Source organism: Allobacillus saliphilus, assembly GCF_018138385.1.
Classification (GTDB): domain Bacteria; phylum Bacillota; class Bacilli; order Bacillales; family Alkalibacillaceae; genus Allobacillus; species Allobacillus saliphilus.
In genome coordinates this window covers 23,372-46,698 of record NZ_JAGSIE010000015.1, presented here as the reverse complement: position 1 = coordinate 46,698, position 23,327 = coordinate 23,372, and the positions used below count along the sequence as shown (strand labels likewise).

25 protein-coding genes are annotated in these 23,327 nt (G+C 39.0%); 8 read left to right on the top strand and 17 right to left on the bottom strand.

Going from position 1 to position 23,327, the window contains the following annotated elements:
- Positions 1 to 170: 170 nt before the first annotated feature.
- The 5 genes from KC820_RS05935 to KC820_RS05915 form a co-directional block, all read right to left on the bottom strand.
- Entirely contained in the window at positions 171 to 506 is a 336-nt protein-coding gene (locus KC820_RS05935; RefSeq protein ID WP_212369190.1) for a thioredoxin family protein, read from the bottom strand.
- Positions 507 to 602: 96 nt separating this feature from the next.
- Entirely contained in the window at positions 603 to 899 is a 297-nt protein-coding gene (locus KC820_RS05930) for a 4a-hydroxytetrahydrobiopterin dehydratase (RefSeq protein ID WP_212369187.1), read from the bottom strand.
- A gap of 77 nt (positions 900 to 976) precedes the next feature.
- On the bottom strand, positions 977 to 1,414 hold the full coding sequence (locus KC820_RS05925) for an SRPBCC family protein (protein ID WP_212369184.1): 438 nt from the start codon (positions 1,412 to 1,414) through the stop codon (positions 977 to 979).
- A 168-nt stretch (positions 1,415 to 1,582) separates the two neighbouring features.
- Positions 1,583 to 2,959 (bottom strand): sensor domain-containing phosphodiesterase, encoded by a 1,377-nt coding sequence (locus tag KC820_RS05920; RefSeq protein ID WP_212369181.1) that lies wholly within the window; start codon positions 2,957 to 2,959, stop codon positions 1,583 to 1,585.
- A gap of 178 nt (positions 2,960 to 3,137) precedes the next feature.
- Positions 3,138 to 3,287 carry a hypothetical protein gene (locus KC820_RS05915; protein ID WP_212369178.1) on the bottom strand — a complete coding sequence of 50 codons (150 nt, stop codon included), beginning with the start codon at positions 3,285 to 3,287 and terminating at the stop codon, positions 3,138 to 3,140.
- Between the two features lie 182 nt (positions 3,288 to 3,469).
- Here KC820_RS05915 and KC820_RS05910 point away from each other — a divergent pair, with 182 nt between their 5' ends.
- On the top strand, positions 3,470 to 4,366 hold the full coding sequence (locus KC820_RS05910; protein WP_212369175.1) for a helix-turn-helix domain-containing protein: 897 nt from the start codon (positions 3,470 to 3,472) through the stop codon (positions 4,364 to 4,366).
- Between the two features lie 114 nt (positions 4,367 to 4,480).
- On the opposite strand, the gene KC820_RS05905 is transcribed toward KC820_RS05910, so the two are convergent.
- The 7 genes from KC820_RS05905 to KC820_RS05875 all read right to left on the bottom strand — a co-directional run bounded on the left by KC820_RS05905 (position 4,481) and on the right by KC820_RS05875 (position 10,850).
- Positions 4,481 to 4,966 carry a PaaI family thioesterase gene (locus KC820_RS05905; protein ID WP_212369172.1) on the bottom strand — a complete coding sequence of 162 codons (486 nt, stop codon included), beginning with the start codon at positions 4,964 to 4,966 and terminating at the stop codon, positions 4,481 to 4,483.
- Between the two features lie 123 nt (positions 4,967 to 5,089).
- Complete coding sequence (locus tag KC820_RS05900; protein WP_212369169.1) at positions 5,090 to 5,326, bottom strand: hypothetical protein; 237 nt, start codon at positions 5,324 to 5,326, stop codon at positions 5,090 to 5,092.
- Between the two features lie 314 nt (positions 5,327 to 5,640).
- On the bottom strand, positions 5,641 to 6,636 hold the full coding sequence (locus tag KC820_RS05895; RefSeq protein WP_212369166.1) for an ABC transporter substrate-binding protein: 996 nt from the start codon (positions 6,634 to 6,636) through the stop codon (positions 5,641 to 5,643).
- 16 nt (positions 6,637 to 6,652) lie between these two features.
- Positions 6,653 to 7,411, bottom strand: coding sequence for an ABC transporter permease (locus KC820_RS05890; RefSeq protein ID WP_144088842.1), 759 nt, complete (start codon positions 7,409 to 7,411; stop codon positions 6,653 to 6,655).
- Positions 7,395 to 8,180 carry an ABC transporter ATP-binding protein gene (locus KC820_RS05885; RefSeq protein ID WP_144088841.1) on the bottom strand — a complete coding sequence of 262 codons (786 nt, stop codon included), beginning with the start codon at positions 8,178 to 8,180 and terminating at the stop codon, positions 7,395 to 7,397. The genes KC820_RS05890 and KC820_RS05885 overlap by 17 nt, the downstream gene beginning before the upstream one ends.
- A gap of 304 nt (positions 8,181 to 8,484) precedes the next feature.
- On the bottom strand, positions 8,485 to 9,738 hold the full coding sequence (locus KC820_RS05880) for a YeeE/YedE family protein (protein WP_212369162.1): 1,254 nt from the start codon (positions 9,736 to 9,738) through the stop codon (positions 8,485 to 8,487).
- Between the two features lie 149 nt (positions 9,739 to 9,887).
- Positions 9,888 to 10,850, bottom strand: a complete 963-nt coding sequence (locus KC820_RS05875) for an MBL fold metallo-hydrolase (RefSeq protein ID WP_212369160.1) — start codon at positions 10,848 to 10,850, stop codon at positions 9,888 to 9,890.
- Positions 10,851 to 11,048: 198 nt separating this feature from the next.
- Between KC820_RS05875 and KC820_RS05870 the strand changes: the two genes are divergently transcribed.
- Positions 11,049 to 11,627: a hypothetical protein gene (locus KC820_RS05870; RefSeq protein ID WP_212369157.1), complete on the top strand. Its 579-nt coding sequence runs from the start codon at positions 11,049 to 11,051 to the stop codon at positions 11,625 to 11,627.
- Positions 11,628 to 11,671: 44 nt separating this feature from the next.
- On the opposite strand, the gene KC820_RS05865 is transcribed toward KC820_RS05870, so the two are convergent.
- Entirely contained in the window at positions 11,672 to 12,376 is a 705-nt protein-coding gene (locus tag KC820_RS05865; protein ID WP_212369154.1) for a DsbA family oxidoreductase, read from the bottom strand.
- A gap of 262 nt (positions 12,377 to 12,638) precedes the next feature.
- Here KC820_RS05865 and nadE point away from each other — a divergent pair, with 262 nt between their 5' ends.
- The 6 genes from nadE to KC820_RS05835 all read left to right on the top strand — a co-directional run bounded on the left by nadE (position 12,639) and on the right by KC820_RS05835 (position 17,709).
- The gene (nadE, locus tag KC820_RS05860) at positions 12,639 to 13,385 is read left to right on the top strand and encodes an NAD(+) synthase (protein ID WP_212369151.1); all 747 of its coding nucleotides are present in this window, start codon (positions 12,639 to 12,641) and stop codon (positions 13,383 to 13,385) included.
- 18 nt (positions 13,386 to 13,403) lie between these two features.
- Positions 13,404 to 13,970 (top strand): cysteine hydrolase family protein, encoded by a 567-nt coding sequence (locus tag KC820_RS05855; RefSeq protein ID WP_212369148.1) that lies wholly within the window; start codon positions 13,404 to 13,406, stop codon positions 13,968 to 13,970.
- A gap of 182 nt (positions 13,971 to 14,152) precedes the next feature.
- Positions 14,153 to 15,088: an ABC transporter ATP-binding protein gene (locus KC820_RS05850; protein WP_212369146.1), complete on the top strand. Its 936-nt coding sequence runs from the start codon at positions 14,153 to 14,155 to the stop codon at positions 15,086 to 15,088.
- The gene (locus KC820_RS05845) at positions 15,078 to 16,331 is read left to right on the top strand and encodes an ABC transporter permease (RefSeq protein ID WP_212369143.1); all 1,254 of its coding nucleotides are present in this window, start codon (positions 15,078 to 15,080) and stop codon (positions 16,329 to 16,331) included. The genes KC820_RS05850 and KC820_RS05845 overlap by 11 nt, the downstream gene beginning before the upstream one ends.
- A 154-nt stretch (positions 16,332 to 16,485) precedes the next feature.
- Positions 16,486 to 16,998, top strand: coding sequence for a DUF3231 family protein (locus KC820_RS05840; RefSeq protein ID WP_212369287.1), 513 nt, complete (start codon positions 16,486 to 16,488; stop codon positions 16,996 to 16,998).
- Between the two features lie 525 nt (positions 16,999 to 17,523).
- Positions 17,524 to 17,709, top strand: a complete 186-nt coding sequence (locus KC820_RS05835; RefSeq protein ID WP_212369140.1) for an H-type small acid-soluble spore protein — start codon at positions 17,524 to 17,526, stop codon at positions 17,707 to 17,709.
- Positions 17,710 to 18,290: 581 nt separating this feature from the next.
- Here KC820_RS05835 and rlmN read toward each other — a convergent pair.
- The 4 genes from rlmN to KC820_RS05815 all read right to left on the bottom strand — a co-directional run bounded on the left by rlmN (position 18,291) and on the right by KC820_RS05815 (position 23,311).
- Positions 18,291 to 19,376, bottom strand: coding sequence for a dual-specificity RNA methyltransferase RlmN (rlmN, locus tag KC820_RS05830; protein ID WP_212369137.1), 1,086 nt, complete (start codon positions 19,374 to 19,376; stop codon positions 18,291 to 18,293).
- Between the two features lie 123 nt (positions 19,377 to 19,499).
- Complete coding sequence (locus KC820_RS05825; protein ID WP_212369134.1) at positions 19,500 to 20,672, bottom strand: TraB/GumN family protein; 1,173 nt, start codon at positions 20,670 to 20,672, stop codon at positions 19,500 to 19,502.
- Between the two features lie 114 nt (positions 20,673 to 20,786).
- Positions 20,787 to 22,064, bottom strand: a complete 1,278-nt coding sequence (locus KC820_RS05820) for a glucose-6-phosphate isomerase (protein WP_212369131.1) — start codon at positions 22,062 to 22,064, stop codon at positions 20,787 to 20,789.
- 20 nt (positions 22,065 to 22,084) lie between these two features.
- Positions 22,085 to 23,311, bottom strand: a complete 1,227-nt coding sequence (locus KC820_RS05815) for a TraB/GumN family protein (protein WP_212369128.1) — start codon at positions 23,309 to 23,311, stop codon at positions 22,085 to 22,087.
- Positions 23,312 to 23,327: the final 16 nt, after the last annotated feature.

Genomic DNA, 23,327 nt, shown 5'->3' with positions numbered 1-23,327 from the left:
AACAGTAATTAAAGTAGAAATTATTTATACAGAGAAAAAAATCACAAGATACAATGGTGAAGGTAGGAGGCTCAAAAATCTTATTATTGAAGCAGATAAATTCCATCTAATTGTTATCCTAAAAAAGATTACCGCATAACTAGTTATACATGGGCAATGACTAATATAAGTTAATCAAAATAATTTTCGTAAAGCTCTTTGATTTTCTCATCAAATTTTTGCATATAAACCGAACGAGCTTCCCGATGATATTCCTTACCGTCTACAAATAGTAAAAGAACGGGCACCGTAAAAATATGAAATTTACTTGCCACTTCGGGAGCATCATCTGTACGAATCTCAGCCGTTTGGATTTTTGGATACTGATCCATTACTTTTTTGACTTGCGGCTTCAGACCATGACATACGCTACAGTTTTCTTGTGAAATGTACAAAAAAGCCACATCGTTTTCTTCTATGAACTGTTCTGCTTCTTCAACGGTTGCCAATCGCTCGAAATATTCCATCATAATCACTCCAATTTACATAACCATAATTTTACGCTCCAATTAGTAACTGCCCAGCAAGAATCGCTTGCGGGGCAGCATAAATCACTCATGTTATTATTTGTCTGACTGCTCATATAATTCATCAAAATAATGTGCCATTTCAATATCTAAATCTGTAATGCCTTGCATTTCCCAAGATGAAATCTTAAGCGTTACCACCTTATAATCAATTGCAATATTCGGATGATGTTGCTTCCCCTCTGCATATGCCGCCACTTTGCTGACAAATTCAACACCTAATAAGTAGTTATCAAATTTGTAGCGACGGCGAATCCATTTTTCATCGATGCGTTTCCACGTCGATAGTTTCTCAAGCTCTTGTTCGATCTTTTCTTCCGACAATAATTCCATAACTTCTCCCTCCTAATTCTTGTTTACCCATCTATAGAGAAAATTAATAACAAAAACGAAATGTGATCAATAAAGGACTATTGAGCGTTTTCCTCAATGTATTGTTTCATCGCTTGCAATTGGTCGCCATCCTCTTTTTTGATCATCTTCGTAATGAACGGTTTATATAACTTGTTTTTAATTCCAGATGGTTTCAATTTGCCAATAAATTCGACTTTTGTTCCGTGATCCACTTCTGAGAAAAGGTATGTGTATTTCACAAACAATTGATGTTGCTGACTTTCAACTGTGAATCGTTTGTTCGGTTCATATTCAGTTACTTTCAAAATGTTTTCCACTTTGAATCCTCGAATATTTCTTGTTTCTTTAATGCCAGTATTCAAACCGACTGGTCCATCGGTTATTACTTCGATATCTTCAATATGACTCATATTCTCCGTATATCGATAATTTGATGCTACATCAAAAACTTGTTCGATTGGTGCTTCAATGACCGTTTCTAATTGAATTGCCATTTAAGCTCTTCCCCCATCCCCTTATCTTATTTACATCATTATATCATTTACCAAATGAGGACTCATCTTAGAAGCAATCCTCAAAAAAACGTCCTAACCTCCAGTAAGGTTAGGACAAATCGAAAAAGGGAGTAATATATAAACCAATAGTTAGGTAATTAGCGATTTTCATGCTAGTTGTTTAATAATCTGCTGCTTCACTTCATCCAATTTGACTGGGTGACTGAAGTAAAAGCCTTGGAATATCTTGCATCCGTAATTACGAATGATTTCATAGTGCTCCTTTGTTTCAATTCCTTCAGCCAATAGTTCTAAGTTCAAATCTTCAGCAAGCTGTATAATCGTTTTACAAATTCGTTGATCGACTGGGTTGTCGACGACATCTCGCACAAAGGAACGGTCAAGTTTAATCATATCAACGGATAAATACTTCAAATAATTCAATGACGAGTACGAAGTTCCAAAATCATCAATTGAGATTTGTACCCCAAGCTGTTTAATTTGATCAATTGTTTTTGAAACATAACCAATTTGTTGCATTAAAGCCGTCTCAGTAATTTCGAGTGCCAACTGTTCTCCAGAAAAGTTTGTTTTCAGTAAAATGTTTTTTAACTTTGTTGAAAAGTTTAATTGTGTAATATGAAGAGCTGAAATATTTACAGACAAGATGAAATCCTGGTTATATTTTTCCTTTAACTGCTGGATATCTTCACAAGCCTGCTCTACTACGAGGTCGTCGATTAAATCGATGATATGATGGTCTTCTGCATACTCGATAAATTCACTTGGCGGGAGGATTCCTTTTTGTGGGTGATCCCATCGAGCTAACGCTTCAAAACCATAGATTCGGTTCGTATCCATCTGATATAGAGGTTGATAGAATGGCTTGATTTCTTTATTTTCAATAGCTTTTAATAGTTCACATTTAAATTCCTCTTCAGCTTGTGATTTTGGTTCTTTAATTTTATTCATCCACGGAAAATCAACTCGCATTAGTTCGGACTGTATATAATTTGTAATTAACAATGTTAATAGCGAACGGAAGGATTTGACGATTTCTACTTCACGATTGGTAGGTGAATGAGATTGCTTCGAAAAAATAGTAAATACAGCAAGCACTTCATTATCGCGGTAGTCGAAGATCGGTATAGATCTACAAGAGCTCAACTTAAGTAAATCAGGAAGATCACTGAAAACATCCCCACGTAAGTCATTCGAAATGTTTTCTGTATAAGTTACGCTGCCTGTCCGAATGGAGGTAGCATTAGAGACAATGCCTTCATCAATAAGCATCCCGCAAAAGGCCTTCTTGAATTCTTCAGATAACCCATTCGAGATACACTCTTGAATAAATTCCTTCTTCTCATCGACAATCATAATTGCACTGTATGTGCCAGTCAGTTTTCGGTCAAAGTATTTTAATATGTGTTGTAGAGCGTCTTCGTAGGAGTCTGATTGATTCATCGCTTCCTCGATATAACGATAACCTTCCAAGAATTCTTCTGGCGAAACCTTTAATCGATTCTTCACTTGCTGGTGAACCATAAAAGCTCCCTCCCTCGCTATGAATGATTAGTAGATGACCATTTTTCGTTTTTAGTTAAACAGTGTATAATATATTTATGTATAAATGAAAATTCAGTTTTTTAAAAAAAGAGGGCTACCAAAACTGCGGGGTAGCCCGATATGGATGGTTGTATCTTTTGTAGATTGCAACTAACAATTAGTCAAGCGAACCGAGATCATTGTTATCCTTTCCAATGCCTTGAATGGTAACAAATGCTTCTTCAGACGTGTTTTCTTGGCTGACGTCAAAGCCATAGAGACTAGAGACAATAAGAACAACAGCGACAAGACTCAAAAACTTTTTCAATCGAGACCCTCCTTTGTTAGTTGATTTAAATTAAATCTATCATACTATCAAATTAGATGGATTTGCGATTGAGCCCGATTTGAGCCGAATAAGAGGTGATTTCCTTTCGTTTTCTACGTTTTTCTCAAAAAGTATAAACATCGGAATATTTTTAAGAAAATTTTGTAAGGGGGTGCAGAATTTTGATAGATAATCGAGAGGATATCGGATCAAAAATCTATGATTTACGAAGATACTTTCATATGACACAGAAGGAGTTATGTGATGGGATATGTACACAAGCCTATATTAGTAAAATTGAAAATGGATCTCTCGCCATCGCTGCAGATATTTTATTCAAAATTGCCGAACGGCTCGGTGTGGATGTCAATTACTTTTATGATACGACTTTTCCTGAACGCATGGATTACTCGCTTGAAGTGGAAATCCAAGCAAGGGAAATGGTCATTCAAGATAATTACACAGGATTGAAAGCTTTAATTGAGAAAGAAGAAAAAACTCCCTTATATGAAAATAGACGTTTCAAACAATTCATTCTATGGCATAAGGCTCTGTGTAAAAGGTATGTTGATAAAGACCTGGACGCCTCGCTAGATTTACTTAATGAAGCGTTATTTTTATTCAACACAAACCAAAAGGTCAAATCCGAGCGAGAGATCGAAATTTTAATCAATAAAGCAAATATATTAGTAGACTTTAAACAATATAAGCAAGCAATTGACCTTTATGAAGATCTGCTTTTCTCTGTTAAAAAACTACCAATCATTCGTAATCATAATATTGAAATTATGATTCGATATAATCTGGCTCGTTGTAACCTAATGATCTCAAATTACGAAAAAACGATCGATCACGCGAAAAAAGGGCTAACTTCTTGTAGAAATAATCGATCTTTATATGGAATGGGCCATTTATATTTCATTATTGGAAGAGCATATGAAGAAATTGAGCAAACCGTTCAAGCACTTGAATTCTTTCGAAAAGCAAAGCAAGTTTTTGATTTGACCGAAGAAAATCAGTATTACCAAAAAGCATTGTTCAAATTAGACGAGCTGCAAAATTTACATAAACAAGTTTAATATACCACAAATTCTCGTCGTTGTTTACAATTATTTTACTATTTTAAAAACTTTTTTCCTGTACAACACAAATTGAACCCTAGCCCCTTCATCAGCCAGGGTTCACTTTATATTTTATCCCTTTTTCACAAATGTATCAGGCATAACTGCAGCTACAACTTCTCCTTTTACAACTACTTCATCATTTGCATATACATTCGTCGTCACCTTGAATTTTTTCGGATGGATTTCTTCAATCTCACCGACCGCTTTTAACGGGATGCCTTGCGGTGTGGGCTTTAAATAATCTACGTGCAATGAGGCTGTCACAAAGCGTGGTGCTGGTACGCCATCACCTGGCTCATGACCATTCTTCCTATGTAAAAAGAGTGCTGCTGACCCAGTACCATGGCAATCTACCAAGGAAGCAAGTAGTCCCCCATAGATAAAACCAGGAATCGCTGTATGTTTTGGTTCAGGTTGATAAACCGTCACCGACTGATCACCTTTCCATCCTGTTCGAAATAAATGTCCTTCTTTGTTTTGATGACCGCAGCCAAAGCAATGAGCAAAATCATTTGGATAGTCATCTTGAATCGCATACTTTACTTCTTCCATCATCTCACCTCTAAATTGTATTCTCTTCTACAATAAATAGGTTTCTCGGTTGGTGTGAAGAATTCCTTCTTTATATTAAATGAAAAAAGGACATTCAATAAATGAACTTCGAATGCCACCAAATTTCTATTGAATTGGATTGCCATTTTGTTCAACCTGTACGATTGTGTCGGTCAATGTTTCTGTCACGCTGATCATATACTCACTTTCTTCAACCACTAATTGATGAATAGCCTTTACTTGATTGTTATTGTATTCATATACTTCAGCCAGTTCTGTTGCAATACTTTGTTGTATGATTTCAACTTCTGCTTCTTCGTGGGAAATCGATTGAACAGACAGATCCAAAATCGCATAATCCATGTCGTAGTTATTGAGCAAGCCTTATACATTCGTCTGACGTTCGTCCGTTCGAACTGACTCTACGAGAGTAGCCGTTTAGGCTTCGAAATTTTCTTCTTCAGCATAACGAAAATTTTCCATTAGGGTTTTCTCGACTAACTTTTTTAACTCTTGTGCTGAAGAATCTGTATTAATTTAATTAGTTACTTCATTAGCAGATTCTTCTTTCTATTCAGATGCAACGAATTTTTTATATTACCATAACTTTCTTGAAAACTTTATACGTTTATTGAAAACGAAAAGCCACCCGATGAACCGAGTGGCTATCAATCATCTTATTCAATAAATTGTTTATCGACTAATCCTGATAAATCAGGCTGTTCATCCAAGAAACCTAAGTCGTAAGAAGAGTTTGCGAACTCCTGCAACACTTCTGCGTCAACTTCATAGGTGAAATCAATTCTTTCCCAAGCTCGATCGATGACCTCTGAGGAAAGTTCTTGGTCGGTAATGTCTTTGATTTTTTCAATCGCGATTGTCTTGGCCTCATCTGGATTGTTTTGAATAAATTCTGTTGCGTTCTTGTGTGCGTCAACGATATTTTGAACCAGCTCGGGATCATTTTCAATCAACTCATTCGAAGTAACAAACACAGCAGCCGGTAATGTCTGACCATAGGCGACTTCCGGTGTATCGATCAACACTTCACCTGTTCCTTCCTCTTCAATGAATGACGCCCACGGCTCTGGAACCGTCGCGACATCGACATTTCCTGTCGCAAACATATTGGAGTAAGTCGCTGGTTTACCTGTAACGTGTTTGATTTCACCATTCACACGATCCGTTGTCATGCCAAAGTCTTCTTTCATTTGCGTTTCGAATTGAACATCATGTGTGCAACCTACACGTGGTGAAATGAAGTTTTTTCCGGCAAGATCTTCAGGTGACTCAATGCCTGCATCTTTTCTTGCCATAATGACCGTTCCACCAGCCGAACCTGCTGCGACAACACTTACTTCAGCACCACTTGTGTAGTGGTTCATTGCAGGACCGGGTCCGACAATACCTGCTTCAATATCTCCGGTTTCAAGCGCTGTCATGAACGCTGAACCATCCGGGAAATACTGATAGTTAACAGTTGTGCCGTCTGGTAATGACTCTGAATATAGTTCTTTTTCCTCTGCAACCATGCCTGCAACGTGATTAATATTTGGAAAGTAACCGATTGTTACTTCTTCACTATTTGAACCTTCTTCCGCATTGGAACTACCGCAAGCTGCCATGAACGCACCTAACAATACGACCATTGCGAATAAGATTATTTTTTTCATAAGATGACTCTCCTTTTTATGATTTTAATAAGCCCCAACGTTTGAGAACATTTTTCTCTAATTTCGAAAATACCAACTGATCGACGACGGCCCCAATCGTACCGATGATAATGATGATGCCAATGACTTGATCCATCCGGGCAAAATCCGAGGCAAATTGTAGGGAATACCCCAGTCCTGGACCATTGCTCAATAATTCCCCTGCCATCAACGCTCTCCAGCTGAAGGCCCAAGCAAGTCGGACACCGGTCATGTAATACGGGATACTCGCAGGAATCTCAACCCGATAAAACAACTCTGCTCCACTCGTGCCCATTGTTCGGGCAGCTTTCACCAATTGCGGTGGAACGTTTTGAATCGCCGACCGGACATTCAAAGCCATAACGAATGTACCACCTAGTACGACAACAAAGATGACGGCGAACTCTGTAAAGCCAAATAACATCAGGGACAAAGGTACCCAAACGATACTTGGAATACTTTGAAGAGCAATTAAGTACATTCCAGCCGTTTCATCCGCTTGACGGGATTTTCCGAGAATAACTCCTAGAATTGTCCCGAAAAGCAAGGCTAGCGACAAACCAATCAGCAGATGTTTAAAACTTGCTCCGAGTGCTACGAGTAAACTCCCACTTGCAAAACCGTCAAATAAAGCTTGCATTACTTTCACCGGACCAGGCAAAACAACTTCCGGGAAAATATTCATTGATACAACCAACTGCCAAATCCCAACAACGACAACGAGAAACAGTGTCCGTTTAATTGCTAGCTTCATAGTCTATTTCTTCCTTTAATACTTTATCGATTTCTACTTTCAGTAAGTCCATGACTTGGGTTTCTAACTCAACGACATCCGGGTTATTCCGCTTCCTTGGTCTAGGCAAATCGACGTTGATATCGGCAATGATGCGACCTGGCCGGATGCCCATGACAATAACGCGATCGGAAAGCTTAATGGCTTCATGAATACTATGGGTCACGAACAGAATCGTTTTATTCGTTTCTTGCCAGATCTTTGTCAATTCATCTTGCATCAAATCTCGCGTTTGTTCATCCAACGCGCCAAATGGTTCATCCATCAGCAACACTTTTGGATCCATTGACAATGCTCTGGCAATCGCAACGCGCTGTTGCATTCCACCCGACAATTCATAGGTATAATGATCCGTGAACTTACTTAAATGAACCATCTTCAAAAAGTGCTTGACGCGGTCTTCCGCTTCGTTCTTTGGCAATTGTTTCTTAATCGGATAAAGGACATTATTCTTCACATTCAACCAAGGAAACAATGAAGGTTCCTGAAAAACCATCCCTCTGTCGGAACCTGGTTTGCTGATTTCTTCCCCTTCCAACAAGATGGTGCCATCCGTTATCTTCTCTAATCCTGCAATCATCGAAAGCAAGGTGGACTTTCCACAACCCGAGGGACCTAGAATGGAAACAAACTGATTCTCCTCGATAGATAAATCAATATCGGAAAAGACTTCAAAACGTCCTTGTTGATCTTCATAACTTTTACCTACTTGCTTTAATTCCAAAAACATATATCCACCATTCCTTATTAATCCGATAAACTTACTATGTTTTATATTGCAATAATAGATTATACAGTGGTAACTGAAAGTGTGTCAATTATTTGTTTAGGTTTCATGAAAATATTCTTTTACCTAAGATAATAGTTGATTTATCAGGACATTCATTGCCTGACTGTTTAATCGAGAAAAATACGATTTTTGGCAAAATAAAAAGCACTCTTTTTAAGATAAGTAGTTCAATTAAAGGTACAAATTTCAATTTTGTATTCCAGAACTGAACTACTTGTTTTTAAGAGTAGCTATTTTATGGTCGTCAACAGAATGAATCTTTCGGTTTTGGAACGGATAGCCCGAACAATGGCCGTAAATATAGCGCGACAAAGGTTCCTGCAAGTGCAAGTAATCCCCAAACATAACCATGCACACTGAACGATGCGATGCCACCGAAATAAGCACCGATATTACATCCAAATGCAAGACGTGCACCATATCCCATTAATAGTCCACCGATGATTGATGCTGCAACATTCCCTTTCGTCAACTTGGAAAACTTAAATAATCCACCCGCGGCTGATGCGAGAAAAGCACCTAAAATGACACCAAGATTCAAAACGGTCGTTGAATCTGTAAAAATGCTGGACTGTAAAACTTCCGCATTTGCTCCTTGCCAATACCCCCAGCTTGCAACGTCAAATCCAAGAAATTGTGCTGTCTTAGAACCCCATAATGCAAATGCTGATGTGATTCCCCATGGTTGGCCTCTTGTCATTAATGTTAGAGCATTTAAAACCGCTAAGCCGATTGCTGCTGCGAATAGTGGCCATGAACCACGCAAAATTCGTTTCCATCCAGCTGTCTTTGGCAATGGAGCCATACGTGGTGGTTGTTTTTTTCTTTCAATGACTAACGTAATCCATGCAATTAATCCGAATAGTGCTAACGAAACGATCCATGCACCACCATAGCCTAAGCCTGTTGAAGTCGCCAGTGAGATCGGTTCAAAAGATGGAGTTTCATCCGTCCAAAACGGCAAATGATACGCACCGATTGTTGATCCTACGATGAAAAACAGTAATGTAAACAACATGACTGTGCGTCCTCCACCAACTGCGTATAGCGTACCAGAGGCACAGCCTCCTCCTAACTGCATACCAATCCCAAATAAAAATGCTCCTAAAATAACACTAACACCGACAGGAGCAACATAGCCTGACGCTCCTGTCCCGAAGAAAGAGACACCAAATGCAAGTATTGGTGCAAATAGCGTGACGGCTACCGCAAGCATCACCATATGGGCGCGAACGGCTTGCCCGTTCCCTACTGATGCTAAGCGGCGAAAGGCGGACGTGAAACCAAAACGCGCATGAAACAGCGTATATCCGAGTAATAAACCGAGAATTAATAAAATTGGTTGCATCGCAACTTGTGTGAACAGTAAATACACCATCAGTATTGCTGTTACAACCAAACCAGCTACAATCAAAGGAGTTTGTGGCCGATTTAACTGTTTATCTTCTTTTTTTATTGGATCTAAAGCCTCGTTAACGGGCTGTACTTTTGTTTCCATTTTAAATTCCTCCATTTCCGATTGATTTAATCGGGTTTAACATATTGTCTATATTATTCTCCTGTCGGCTTTTTGTCAATGAAAATTTTCCAAAATAAAAAAACCGAGCATTTATCTCGGTTTTAAAACGGATCCATATTTTTTATAAATTATTGTTTAGACTTATTTTTTTCTAAATAATCTATAATTCCTTGCGCACAAACTTTCAAATCAACTTCTAACAATTGATAAACAGGGTGATCATCACTCACTTTACGATCAACTAAATGGGAAGCAGCAGATTCGATCAGTAATTCATAGAGCCGCTCGGCTTTTTCAGACGATGATTGTTCTTCATATTCTTGCTCGACCTTTCTTCCCCGGTCCATAAAAATAGGTAAAAAATAATTGATTTGGCGATAAACATTTTCGGGGTCCTCTGACACGCCATAATGGCCAAAGAAAATTCTTGAAACACCCAAATCTTTGATCCGTTGCATCGACTGAATCATCGCGTCAGGGTTAAATTGATTTGGCGAAGTAGAAGGCAAAATAAACTCATGTTCATCTGCTATTTGAGCATAACGGACACCGATCGTATCTCCTGTAAACATACCGTTACTAACGGAATCATGTATAGAAAAGTGATGCTTTGCATGGCCTGGTGTATCGTAAAAAGTTAACACTCGATCTTCACTTAGTCGAAGTTGTTCACTGTCTTTCATTGTAATGATTCGATCTTCTGGAACAGGTTTAATGGGATCAAATAATCGATCGAATTGGTCACCGTAAACCGCTCGTGCTCCTTGAATCAATTTCGTCGGATTAGCGATATGTCTAGCACCACGTGGATGAACGACGACCGTTGCATTCGGACAGTGCTCAAGTAAAACACCGACTCCTCCAGCATGGTCCAAATGAATATGTGTCACAATAATATATTGGATTTCTTCTGGCTGAATTTCCAACTGTTCCAAACCGTTTAATAAGTATGGGACTGACGGACTCGCACTTGTCTCGATAATCGACGGTTGGTCTTCATGGAGAATATAGCTCCCTGTTCTTTCTGGAACAAACAAGTCATGTAAATCAACCATTGAAATCTTGTCACCCAAGTCTGTGATGATCGACATTTTATCGCTCCTTTTTTTAAAATGATTTCACACTCTAATGACTATATTCAACAAAAACTGCAAAAACCCTTTAAAATGACTTTTCATTGAATAATGCTACAGCCTCCCCACTTTTTTATAATCAGACTAAAAAACTATCAAGCACATTTGCCTATTGAATGAATACCTTATGGGTGAAGACTAAAGGAGGGATTTATGATGAGTCATAAAGATGCTTATCAGCCAAAACAACCAGAAGGGATGTGCGGAAATTATAATCAACCTGGCATGATGTATGGACATCAAGGAAATCCAAGCATGGTTCAAGGACAGCAGTATATGGGCCCTGGAATGGATTGCAATCAACAAATGATGCCTGCGCATCATGGTAGTATGCCGAAACAAATGGATGAAAAACAACATAAGAAGTATATGTATGACCACTGCAACAAGCACAAACTCCATTTCATGCACGCACAATTAAAAGATGGTTCAATGGTAGAAGGTATCTTAGATGAATATGATGAAGATGGTGTCACGTTGATTATACCTTGTGGTGATGACATGAGAGATTCAGCCGAAGAGTCGTTTGATGCTACTCGACAGAATTATGGATACGGTGGATATGGCGGCTATGGACCTGGTTACGGACATGGCGGTTATGGTGGTTATGGACCTGGTTATGGACACGGTGGCTATGGTTACGGTGGCTATTACCCGAGAAGATTCAGCCGCTTCCGTCGCCGTCGATATCCATTCATTAATATTCTTAGATTGTTCACTCCATTTTTTTATTAATTGAAAGCAAAAGCCGCATAGCTATCATAGCCATGCGGTTCATTTTACATATTGCACGAATCGTCATCACAATATTCGGTTTTGGATCCTAGCACTTGAATTTTCGATTCTTGATTCTCTTCTTCCTGTACTTTTTGTAACACTTCCAAGAATGTCTCACTCGGTTGTGCACCAGAAACGCCATACTTATCGTTAAATACAAAAAACGGAACACCTTGCGCTCCGATTTGTGAAGCTGTCTGTTGATCTGCAATTACTTCATTTTTAAACCGGTCGCTTTCTAAAACTTGTAACGATTCTTCTTTATCAAGACTCACATCTTCTGCGAGTTCCAGCAAAACATCTTGGTCGTTAATATTTTTGCCTTCCGTAAAGTAAGCTTTCAACGTCCGGTTAACGAATGCTTCCATCTTTCCTTGCTCTTTTGCATAATGGCTAAGGCGATGAGCATTTTCCGTATTCGCTGGACGAGCTTGATCTAAATTAAATTCTAAACCTACTTCTCTTGCTTGTTCGCTAATCGAGGCATTCATCTCTCTCGCTTTTTCAACGGACATTTGATATTTCTTAGCCAAAGCCTCATCAAGGCTCAAGTCTGTTTCTTTCGGGCTGTTCGGATCCAATTGGAAACTTCGATAAGATACTTTAACATCCGATTGACCAGAAAATTTCTTCAACGCCGTTTCAAAACGCACTTTTCCTATATAACAAAAAGGACAGACCATATCTGAGTAAATATCAACTCTCATCTATTTATACCTCCGTCTTCATTTTCGTTCAATCATTTCTCTAAACATTATTTAAGAAATCCCTTTAAAAATCAACCAATTGAACTTACCGGTTCGCTTGCAAATCTTTCGAAAATCAACACTCCATCATAAGCCATGCTCCTATTTCTCACGTAAACCACTTTATCTAAAGTGATAACAAAATACTTGAACCTCTCGCGTTTAGTTTACTTCCAATGAAGGAATGCTTATGTATATAATGTTTTTCAAGAGGTGATTTTTCATGGATACAGAAAAACATGTACAGCATATTGTTCATTGGTTACAAGAATATAAAGACCAAGCCGGTGCAAAAGGTGGTGTCGTTGGGCTAAGTGGTGGACTTGATTCCACTGTTGTCGCTTACCTCATGAAACGTGCTTTCGGCGACAACGCTCTAGGCGTGCTATTACCAATCCACAATTCTGTTGAGGCAGAAAAAGACGCACTACTCGTCGCGAGGGACTCACAAATTAATCATATTGGTATTGAACTGACGGATACTTTTAAAGAAGGTTTCGGTCAAATTGAAAAAGCACTTGGTGACCAGTGGAATAAAGATTCCGCTCAATTGGTCGGTGCGAATTTCCAAGCGAGATTACGTATGTCTACTTTATATGCGATTGCTCAAAATAATCAATATCTAGTCATCGGTACCGGAAACGCTTCGGAGCTCTTTACCGGTTATTTCACGAAATATGGTGATGAAGGTGTCGATGTCAATCCACTCGTTAATTACAGAAAAGAACAAGTGAAAGAAATGGCAAAATACTTGGGTGTACCTGATCGTATCCTAGATAAAGCTCCAAGCGCAGACTTGTGGGAAGGACAGACGGATGAAAAGGAAATGGGCATTTCCTATGCTGCCATTGATAAATATCTTCGTGGTGAGGAAATTCCACCCGAAGATGAAAAAACACTTATGAGGCTACACAAATCTTCAGAGCATAAACGCCATCTGCCACCTGGGCCACCTAAACTAGACGCGTAAGCTTGAAGGAGAGTTCCTATGAAAGACAACACAGCACTAATTTTAATTGATATGATCAATAAAATGGATTTTGAAGGTGGTGAGGATCTACTTGAAAACACGAAACCGATTGTAGATTCCATCATCAATTTAAAAAGGCAGGCTAAAGAGTCAGGTTTACCTGTCATTTATGTAAACGATAATTTTGGTTTATGGCAAGAAAGCGTTGAAAATGTCATTGAAGTATGCAGAAATGAACGTGGACAAGAAGTCGTTGAGCAAGTTCTTCCTGAAAAAGATGACTTTTTCATCATCAAACCAAAACACAGCGGTTTTTATAGTACCCAGCTAGATATTCTGCTCAGCCATTTAGGCGTCAAGAACTTAATTTTAACAGGGGTTGCTGGAGATATCTGTGTACTGTTTACAGCAGATGATGCTTACATGCGTGAATACAATTTATGGGTACCAAGTGATTGTACCGCTTCAGAAACTGACGAAGACAATGATAACGCTCTCCGGTTGATGAAACGATCAATGTTCGCGAATATACAACCCACTTCGGAAACGAGTATCGAAAATGCCTTTCAGCAAACAAAGCAATAATCTATGGTCTCCTCTGAAGGTTCAGAGGAGATTTTTTTGTCAAAAACCTAGTGTATTTACATAAAAATAATTATTCCATAAAAATTACCTAAAGATTCGTATTCTTTGATACAATATTTATTTAGAGACATACATTCATAACATAAAGATTTTTAGAAATAGTGTTGGAGGAGGGAAAGTGTATGAATGAAGTATTAAGTGTAAAAGGGCTTGGTAAGTCGTTCAAGGATACTCGTGTCGTGAAGAATATCGACTTTGATGTACATAAAGGCGAAATCATGGCCATTCTTGGGCCAAACGGAGCTGGTAAGTCAACGACAATCCGTAGTATTATGGGAATTTTATTGCCTGATGAAGGTAGTGTCACATTCCATAACCATGCTGAAGAAGGGGTGCCGAGACACAAAATCGGCTATTTACCCGAAGAGCGTGGACTTTATAAAAAAGTAAAGGTGATGGATATCCTTCTGTATTTTGCAGAGTTGAAGGATTATCCGCTGGACCGGGCGAAAGAACGTGCGCTTGAGTATTTGAAAAAATTTGACCTTGAAGGAAAAGAGAATGTTTCTGTCGATGAACTTTCCAAAGGGATGGGACAAAAAGTTCAGTTTATCGGATCTGTTATTCATGAACCGGAGTTATTGATTTTAGATGAACCGTTCTCCGGGTTGGACCCTGTCAGTCAAGAAGTGTTCAAACAAGAAATCAAAGACCTTGCCAAAAAAGGGACCGCCATCTTACTAAGTTCTCACCAAATGAACTTAGTAGAAGAAATGTGCGATCGTCTGTTTTTAATTCACCGCGGTCAAAAGGTCATTTACGGTTCTATGGACGAAGTGAAAGAACAGTATGCTAACTTTAAGTGTACAATTCATGGAGATAATGATCGCTCTATGCTAGAAAAAATCGATCAAGTTGAGCGAGTTGAACAGAAAGATGATATTTCCATCTTATACTTATCTTCTGATGTTGTAATCAGCGATTGGATTAAACAATTACCGAGTACATTAGATATTCAAGAGTTGTCTGTCGATCGAATTTCGCTTCATGAAATTTTTGTCGACATCGCAACAGATCGAAGTTTGGCACAGGAAGCAGGTGTCGTTGATGCGAAATAGTTGGAAAGTCGCCAAGTGGGAAATTAAAAGAAACCTTAAAAGTAAATCTTTTTTAATATCATTGTTTTTAACACCGATTATCTTTGCGATCTTCGCAACCGTGCCAACATTGCTTAGTGATTCAGGTGAAGACCACGACAGCGAACCGGCACAGACAACCGTCTACTTAAATGACGAGATTGGCATATGGGACCAACTGGAACCGATGGTCAGTAAAGGCGGTGACCTCCATTGGGATGTCGAATTAACTGACCAATCATCTGTTGAGATGACTGCTACACTTGAAGAAGAAACACAATCCGTTTATATCCACCTTGATGAATCTGCTTTAGAGAGTGGAAAAGTGGATTATTATACATCTGAAGAAGTTCCAGACAGTTTTCAATATGAAGTGCAGCTATTTGAGCAACCTCTTCGTTATGTTCAGCTTGAGCGAACAGGTCTAGACGAATCAGAGATCCAATCAGCCATGATCCCCATTTCATTCAATCAAAATGAAGTGACAATGGAAGCAGGGGATGACGTTGGGGAAGAACAAGCACAAGGGGTGGAAGCCTTTTTAGAAAAATTTGTTCCAGGTGTCTTTGCTGGACTTGTCCTCTTCTCCATCGCCATTACCGGTATGATGGTTTTCCAAAGCGCTTCAGAGGAAAAGAAAGAAAAAGTCGCGGAGATCATTTTATCTTCCGTTACGGCTGGCGAGTTGATGCAAGGTAAGATTATCGGTTATTTCGTTCTAGGAATTTTACAAGTGACCGTTTGGATCGGCATGGCGTTACCAGTTGCGCTAGCTTTAGTCGATTACCCGATTATCCAATACTTACTTGTTCCTGAAACATTGCTATTCCTACTTATCGCTGTATTAGGTTACTTGATGTTTGCATCGATATTTGTCGGACTGGGCGCAACATTAGAAGACTCATCGAGCGGAAGCAACTTCCAAGGATTTGTTTTCATGATCCCTTGGTTGCCATTCATTTTCATGGGACCAGTCATTTCAAATCCAGAGAGTACATTATCTCAAGTTCTATCCTATGTACCATTCACATCACCAGGAATCATGATCCTTCGATTATCCATCTTGGACGAATGGCCATGGTTGCAAATTCTTATCAGTATTGTCATCTTAATCGTATCGATTTGGTTACTCATGAAGTTAGCCGGTAAGATCTTTAGAATTGGTATCTTAATTTACGGTAAAAACGCTACATTACCTGAAATTTGGAAATGGTTACGTTCATAAACTTACGTATTAAGGGCGAAGAAAAAATTCTTCGTCCTTTTTTATGCTCAAATATCTTTCGAATAGTTTTTATGTTTATCCAAATAATATAACCGTATTTCTTTTTCAGTTAGGAGAAAGGTACATGGATCTCAGTAAATTAAGGAGTGTGTTTATGGGAATTTTAAGTGGTAATCCAACAAATGAACCGATGCATTATGGTGAAGTTTTCGCTGTTTGGTCATTTCTTTCAGTATCTAAGGGGTTAATTGCGGGATATCAGACTCAATTAAATCATGCTGGTGATGCAGACCTAAAAAAGATATTGGAGGAAGCAATAGAGGCAGGGCAGCGTGAAAGTAAAGAAATTGAAGCTTTATTAAAGGAAAATGGAATCGGACTGCCTCCAACCCCGCCTGAGCGTCCAAAAGCTTCGTTAAATGATATTCCTACTGGAGCACGCTTTCTTGACCCAGAAATTGCAACTGCTTTATCAACAAACATTGCTGCTGGGTTAGTAGCCTGCAGTACGATCATGGGTCAGTCAATTCGAGAAGATATCGCTATGCTATTTGGACAATTCCATACGCAAAAGGCACAACTCGGTGCAAAGGTTCTCCGTTTGACCAAAGAAAAAGGATGGCTTGTCCCACCTCCTTTACACCACCATAAAGCGGATGATTGCTAATGAGTTAATCTATTAACTAAAAGAACTGGACTGATTTTGTATCAGTCCAGTTCTCTATATTATCTTTATATTTATCGATGCCCTAGTTTCATATCTAAATTTTGAGGTGCTTGATCTATTGGAAGTGTTGCATTGGTATCATTTCTGCGATTTCTTACTTGTGTCACCAAGCTGTCCACCGCGTACAACACAAATAGTGTGGAAAATACTGAGAGCGATACAATGATTAATGATGTTGTCATTATCATCAAACCCCTTTCTTCCTTAAGCTTTATATATTTTTGTTTCTAATTATATCATACCAAATTTGGCCATTATTACAATCTTATTGCTCACATACGTAGCATTTGTTCCATTTTCGTCACCATTCTGCCATATACTCCGAACTCACTTTTACTTTAATGTTTAAAAGTGATACATAATAAAATATTGCTGTTTTAGAAACGCAAATAATGGGTAATTAATGAATATAGTGATTAAGATCATGGAAAGCTATCTTTAACATCTTTTAGAGGAGGCTAATGCATGAATGTAATCCGTGCACAAGAGATTTCCGATTTACCGGATATGAAGCATGTTGAATATAACGGCGAACGTGTCTATATCAAACATGTCGACGAAGACAACCAAACAGCCGTCATCAACTATTTAGAAGATGTTGATAAAGATGTCGAAGTGAAAGTGCAAGACTTAGACGAAAAAGAATCATAATGTTATGTTCTCTCTCCCCCTTGAGTTCATATAAAAAAATCTGGGCTGATTTCGGCCTAGATTTTTTATGTTCATTTGGTGAGACGCTTTCTCGATGACAATTCTACTCATTTTTATTTCATTTGGGTGTCGAGACGCACTCTCGATGACAATTCTACTCATTTTTTATTTCATTGGGGTGTCGAGACGCACTCTCGATGACAATTCGACTCATTTTTATTTCATTTGGGTGTCGAGACGCCCTCTCGATGACAATTCTACTCATTTTTATTTCATTTGGGTGTCCAGACGCACTCTCGATGACAATTCTACTCATTTTATATTTCATTTGGGTGTCGAGACGCACTCTCGATGACAATTCTACTCATTTTTATTTCATTTGGGTGTCGAGACGCACTCTCGATGACATTTTCACTCACTTTTTACTACATATGCGTGTCGAGACGCGCTCTCGATGACGTTTCCGCTCGGTTCTGGATTCTTTCATGTGTTGAGACAAAGATCATTCTAAACTCAAGTTGCATTTTAGTATTTATGACTAGTAAATATAAAAACAGCCGAGCAATCGGCTGTTTTTCTTCTTACACGGTTTCTTTTTTCTTGCGTGCTTTTTCTTTTTTAATTTGCTTGCTTCGTAATTGGCCGCATGCGGCATCGATGTCTGTCCCTTGTTCAACACGCACACCACATTGAATCCCATTTTCAAGTAAGATTTCATAAAACTTAAGAATGTTCTCTTTGCGGCTTCGTTCGTATTGGTTGTGCTCTTCAACTGGATTGTAAGGAATCAAGTTAACATAGGACAAATGCTTTTTATCCTTTAACAGTTTGACTAACTGTCTTGCTTCTTCAGGATGATCGTTCACATCATGCAATAAAATATATTCAAACGTGATGCGTCGATTCGTTTTTTCTAAATAGTAATCGATGGCTGGCATCAACTTTTCTAGCGGATACGCTTTATTAATCTTCATGATCCGTGTGCGAAGTTCATTATTTGGCGCGTGAATGGACAATGCCAAGTTCACTTGCGATTGTTCATCAGCGAATTGATAGATCTTATCAGCCAAACCACTTGTTGAAACAGTAATGTGACGCGCTCCAATTGATAAACCTTTTTGATCGTTCACGATATTCAAGAATTTCATCGTGTTGTCATAGTTATCAAATGGCTCACCGATTCCCATGACAACAATATGGCTGACGCGCTCATCTTTTTGTTGTTGATCGAGATGGTGCTGGACATTCATAATTTGCTCAACGATTTCACCGCTCGTTAGATCACGGTTTTTGCGAAGCAATCCACTCGCACAAAACGAACAGCCAATATTACAACCTACTTGTGTCGTGACACATACAGACAGTCCATAGCTGAAACGCATTAAAACCGTTTCGATATGGTTTCCATCTGGGAGTTCGAAGAGGAATTTAATAGTGCCGTCCTTAGATTCCTGTTTAATAACTTGTTCCAATGCTTGCACTTCAAAGTTTTCTTCAAGCAGTTCAATGCATTCTTTATTTACATTTTTCATATCTTCAAAACGCTTGATTCGTTTTTTATATAGCCAATCCCACACTTGGGATGCACGAAAGCGTTTTTCTCCATTTTCAACTAACCAATCCTGCAGATCATTATATGTCAAACCATAAATAGATGGTTTTTGCATGCTTACCCTCTTTTCAAATTTGCGTATTTCCTTTGTCAATACTACTGAAAGTTACGTGAATAATCAACTGATAGTAAATAAAAAATCCCTGGAAATCAACATGGATCACCAGGAATTTCACCATTATGAAAGTAAATTATCGAAGAAAACACGTAAGACGTCAGCGCCACCGATGAACGTGCCTAACGAGCTTCCAATGTTCGTAAGTACTACAATTAATAAAATTCGCGTGACTTTATTATCCCAGAAACCTTTAACGGAAAGCACGTCATCTGGAAGGCTTTCAAAATCTGACACGTGTGGTTTCCGAATGAATGCCTGGACAATCCCTGCAAACCACCCAGCTGCGAGCAACGGGTTCAATGAACTGAATGGCGCTGCTAAAAAGGCTGTTATTACTGTTAACGGATGGCCTAAAGCAATCGCTGCACCTAGAGCAGATAATCCACCGTTCCATAACACCCAGCTGATCGTTTGCTGCCAACCGGCTGATGGATTCATATAAAATGTATAAGCAATCACGGATAAAATAATAATTGGAATCGTCCAACCGATCATCTTAGGCACTTTCGACTTTTTCGGAACAGCAGAAAGTTTTTCAAAATCATTTTCTTGATAAATTTCTCTTTTAATCCCAGGAACGTGCGCTGCACCTAACACAGCAACCACCTTGTCACCAGGAGCTTTTTTGATTTTTTGAGCCAAATATTGATCCCGTTCATCAATTAATGGCTTCTTCAATCGCGGAAACTCTCTCGTAAACTCTTCCATGACAGTATTCAACATGTCTTGGGATTTCATTTTTTCTAACTCTTCTTCGGAGATCTCTTCTTTATTAAATATACTGTAAAAGATACTCATCATTAACTTGGCGCGTCCTGAAAGACCAATATTGCGCCAAATGCGTGAAAAGGTCGTTTGAATATTTCGATCGGCAAGTACAAGCTCAGCACCGATCTCACTGGCGGATTCTATCCCTTGGATCATTTCCTGTCCTGGTTGAATTCCAAATTGCTTGGCAACTCGATTTTGAAATGATGAAATCATCATGTTCATTAATAGTAACGTCGCTTTCTTTTCCTTGACGACTTTAAAAATGTCCATGTTTTCCCATTTGTTTTTATCCTTCACGGATTCATAGCGTTGTTCGTCTAACTCGACACAAACAGAATCCGGCTGCTCTGCTTCGATTACTTCTTTAACTTGTAAGGCACTTTGTTTCGATACGTGTGCAGTACCGATGAGGATGATCTCTTTTCCGTCCAAATCGATTCGCGTTATATTTTCTTCTGACATAAGCGACTTCCTTTAAATAAAATTTCAAATAACTTCTTCATTTTACCATAAAAGAGCCCGTCCCTAGAAAGGAATGGACTCTTTTTTAAAAAATCTTCTCATTTATCAAGTTGTTTACGCGTACCCTGGCTTCCCGAGCAATTCAAAAATTTTCGTTTTATAATCTTCAACGCCCGGTTGATCAAACGGATTAACATTCAATAAATAACCGGAATACGCACACGCGAGCATGTAAAAATAAAGTAAATGGCCGATGTGGTGGGCATCTAATTTTTTCACGCGTAAGCCAATTTGCGGAACGTCTCCAGCTAGATGTGTTTCAGAAACACCTTGATAAGCTTTTTCATTAAACTCATGTAAGCTGCGTCCTGCTAAGTAATTGAGCTGATCTGCGTCATTGTCTTTCTCAACAATCGTCATATCTTGCTCGACTTCATCGAATACGATAAAGGACTCAAAGAGATTTCTTTCTCCGTCTTGAATATATTGCCCAAGCGAATGCAAATCTGTCGTATAAGTAACAGATGCAGGAAAAATACCCTTCCCTTGCTTGCCTTCACTCTCGCCGAATAGTTGCTTCCACCATTCTTGGACATAATTCATTTTTGGTTCAAAGGTTGCTTGTACTTCCGTCTTGAATCCTTCTTGGTAAAGAGCATGACGGATTGCTGCATAGCGGATTGCTGAGTTTTGTTTCAAATCAAACGACTTGTATGCTTCTTCCGCTTCCTTCGCACCAGCAATCAGCTCATCGATTGAAAATCCTGCACTGGCAATTGGCAATAAGCCAACTGCTGTAAATACGGAATACCGTCCACCGATATCGTCTGGAACGACAAAACGGTCATAGCCTTTTTCTTTCGCAACTTCGAGCAATGCGCCCTTGTTCTCATCCGTTGTGACATAAATTCGCGAAGCTGCTTCATCACCATAACGCTCTTCCATATACTGCTGAAGAAAACGAAAGGCAATCGCCGGCTCTGTCGTCGTACCTGATTTCGAGATGACATTAACAGCGACTTCTTTATCATCAATGTATGCCAAAAGTTCTTTTACGTACGCACCGCTTACCTGATGACCCGCAAAAAGAACTTCAAAATCATTGTCATTGGAAAAATGAGGAGACAAAGCTTCGATCACTGCCTTTGCCCCTAAATAAGAACCACCAATACCGATAACGACTAACACATCCGCTTGTTTACGAATAGTTTCAGCTGTTTCGTTCATTCTTTTTAAGAACTGCTCGCTCATTCGACTTGGCCAATCCAACCAACCGAGAAATTCCGATCCTTCACCTTTTTTATCATATAAATTCGCATGGATTTGTTGTAGAGAATCTTTGCGTTCCTTCAAAATTTGTTGTTCATCACCTGAATAAGTCAGTTGAATCATCTTATTCCCTCCGGCTGTTTTTAATGAATATGTTCTACCTCATAACCTTCATCTTCCAAAATGGAGACGACATGAGGCTCTAGTATTAAATGTAAGCTCCCGACGATGACAAAGTATGTTTGGTCCTCTCCAGACTCAAGGAATTTCGTGATTTCTTCTGCCATTCCATAGTTTCGGTTATCGTTCAATGCTTCCATATAAGCTTCTTCTTCTACACTCATAGCAGCGTCTGTTTCAAATAAAACATCCAATAATTCATCGACGTTCCCAGTTTTGTATATGTCGATTAACTGTCGCAAATCTTTTTCATATGTGTCAATATCAATCAATGACTCTTCTAACAGTTGCACTTGGTAATCCATCGATAAGTCTGCAAAAATTCCAAGTTGGTCTCTCGCTGTTTCTAAAGCAATAACTTCTTTATCATCTGCTTGCGCTTTTGATAGGAAGTACATATCGACTCCTTCTGTAAACCCAAGTTCTTGCACCATCAATTGAGAGACCATAGTAGAGACAAGCCATGGTTTGTACGTATCGATAACAGCCATCGGAAAACCTTTGCCTTCGAAAAATGCTTTTACTTCCCTGTAGGTGTCTTCAGGAAGATGGTCTTCGAGCGTTGTGCCATCTTGAAATGTCCCCAACTCCATCTGTAACTGGTTCATTTCAGCCATGTCTAAATTGAATAAATCAATTTCAGGAACAACAACATCAGAATCCACATAAGCTTGTTCGATTTTTTCATGCATCGGGAAGAGGTCCGAATCACCTAAATGGACCGTCCCCTGAAGGTAAACTGTAGTGTCACCATTCTCGACCTTCCATAGAAATCCTCCCGGTCCATCAAGCAAACCGACTTGTTCTATTTCGAAAGTTACTTTAATACCTTTCTCTTCCAATTTTGTGATTGCTTCTTCTTCCAATGGATTACCGGTCAAATTAACTTCTTTCAATTCCGGCAACGTTGTTAACGGCTCAACATTGGTAATCTCATTATCGGTTAAATTGATTTCTTCGATTGATTCAAGCGCTTCAATGCCTTCTAAATCTTCAATTGCTTCTTCAGACAGATCTAACGTTTTTAAATCACGTACGTCCGATAAATATAATTCATCTTCCTGTTGATCTACTTCAGCTCGGATTGCTTCTTCCAACTGTTGATCGGAAAAGTCCACTTCCGTTTCCGATTGGCAAGCAACGAGCATGACAGATGTGAGCAGGAAGAGAACGGGCTTCAAAATCTTCACATGAACTCTCCTTCAT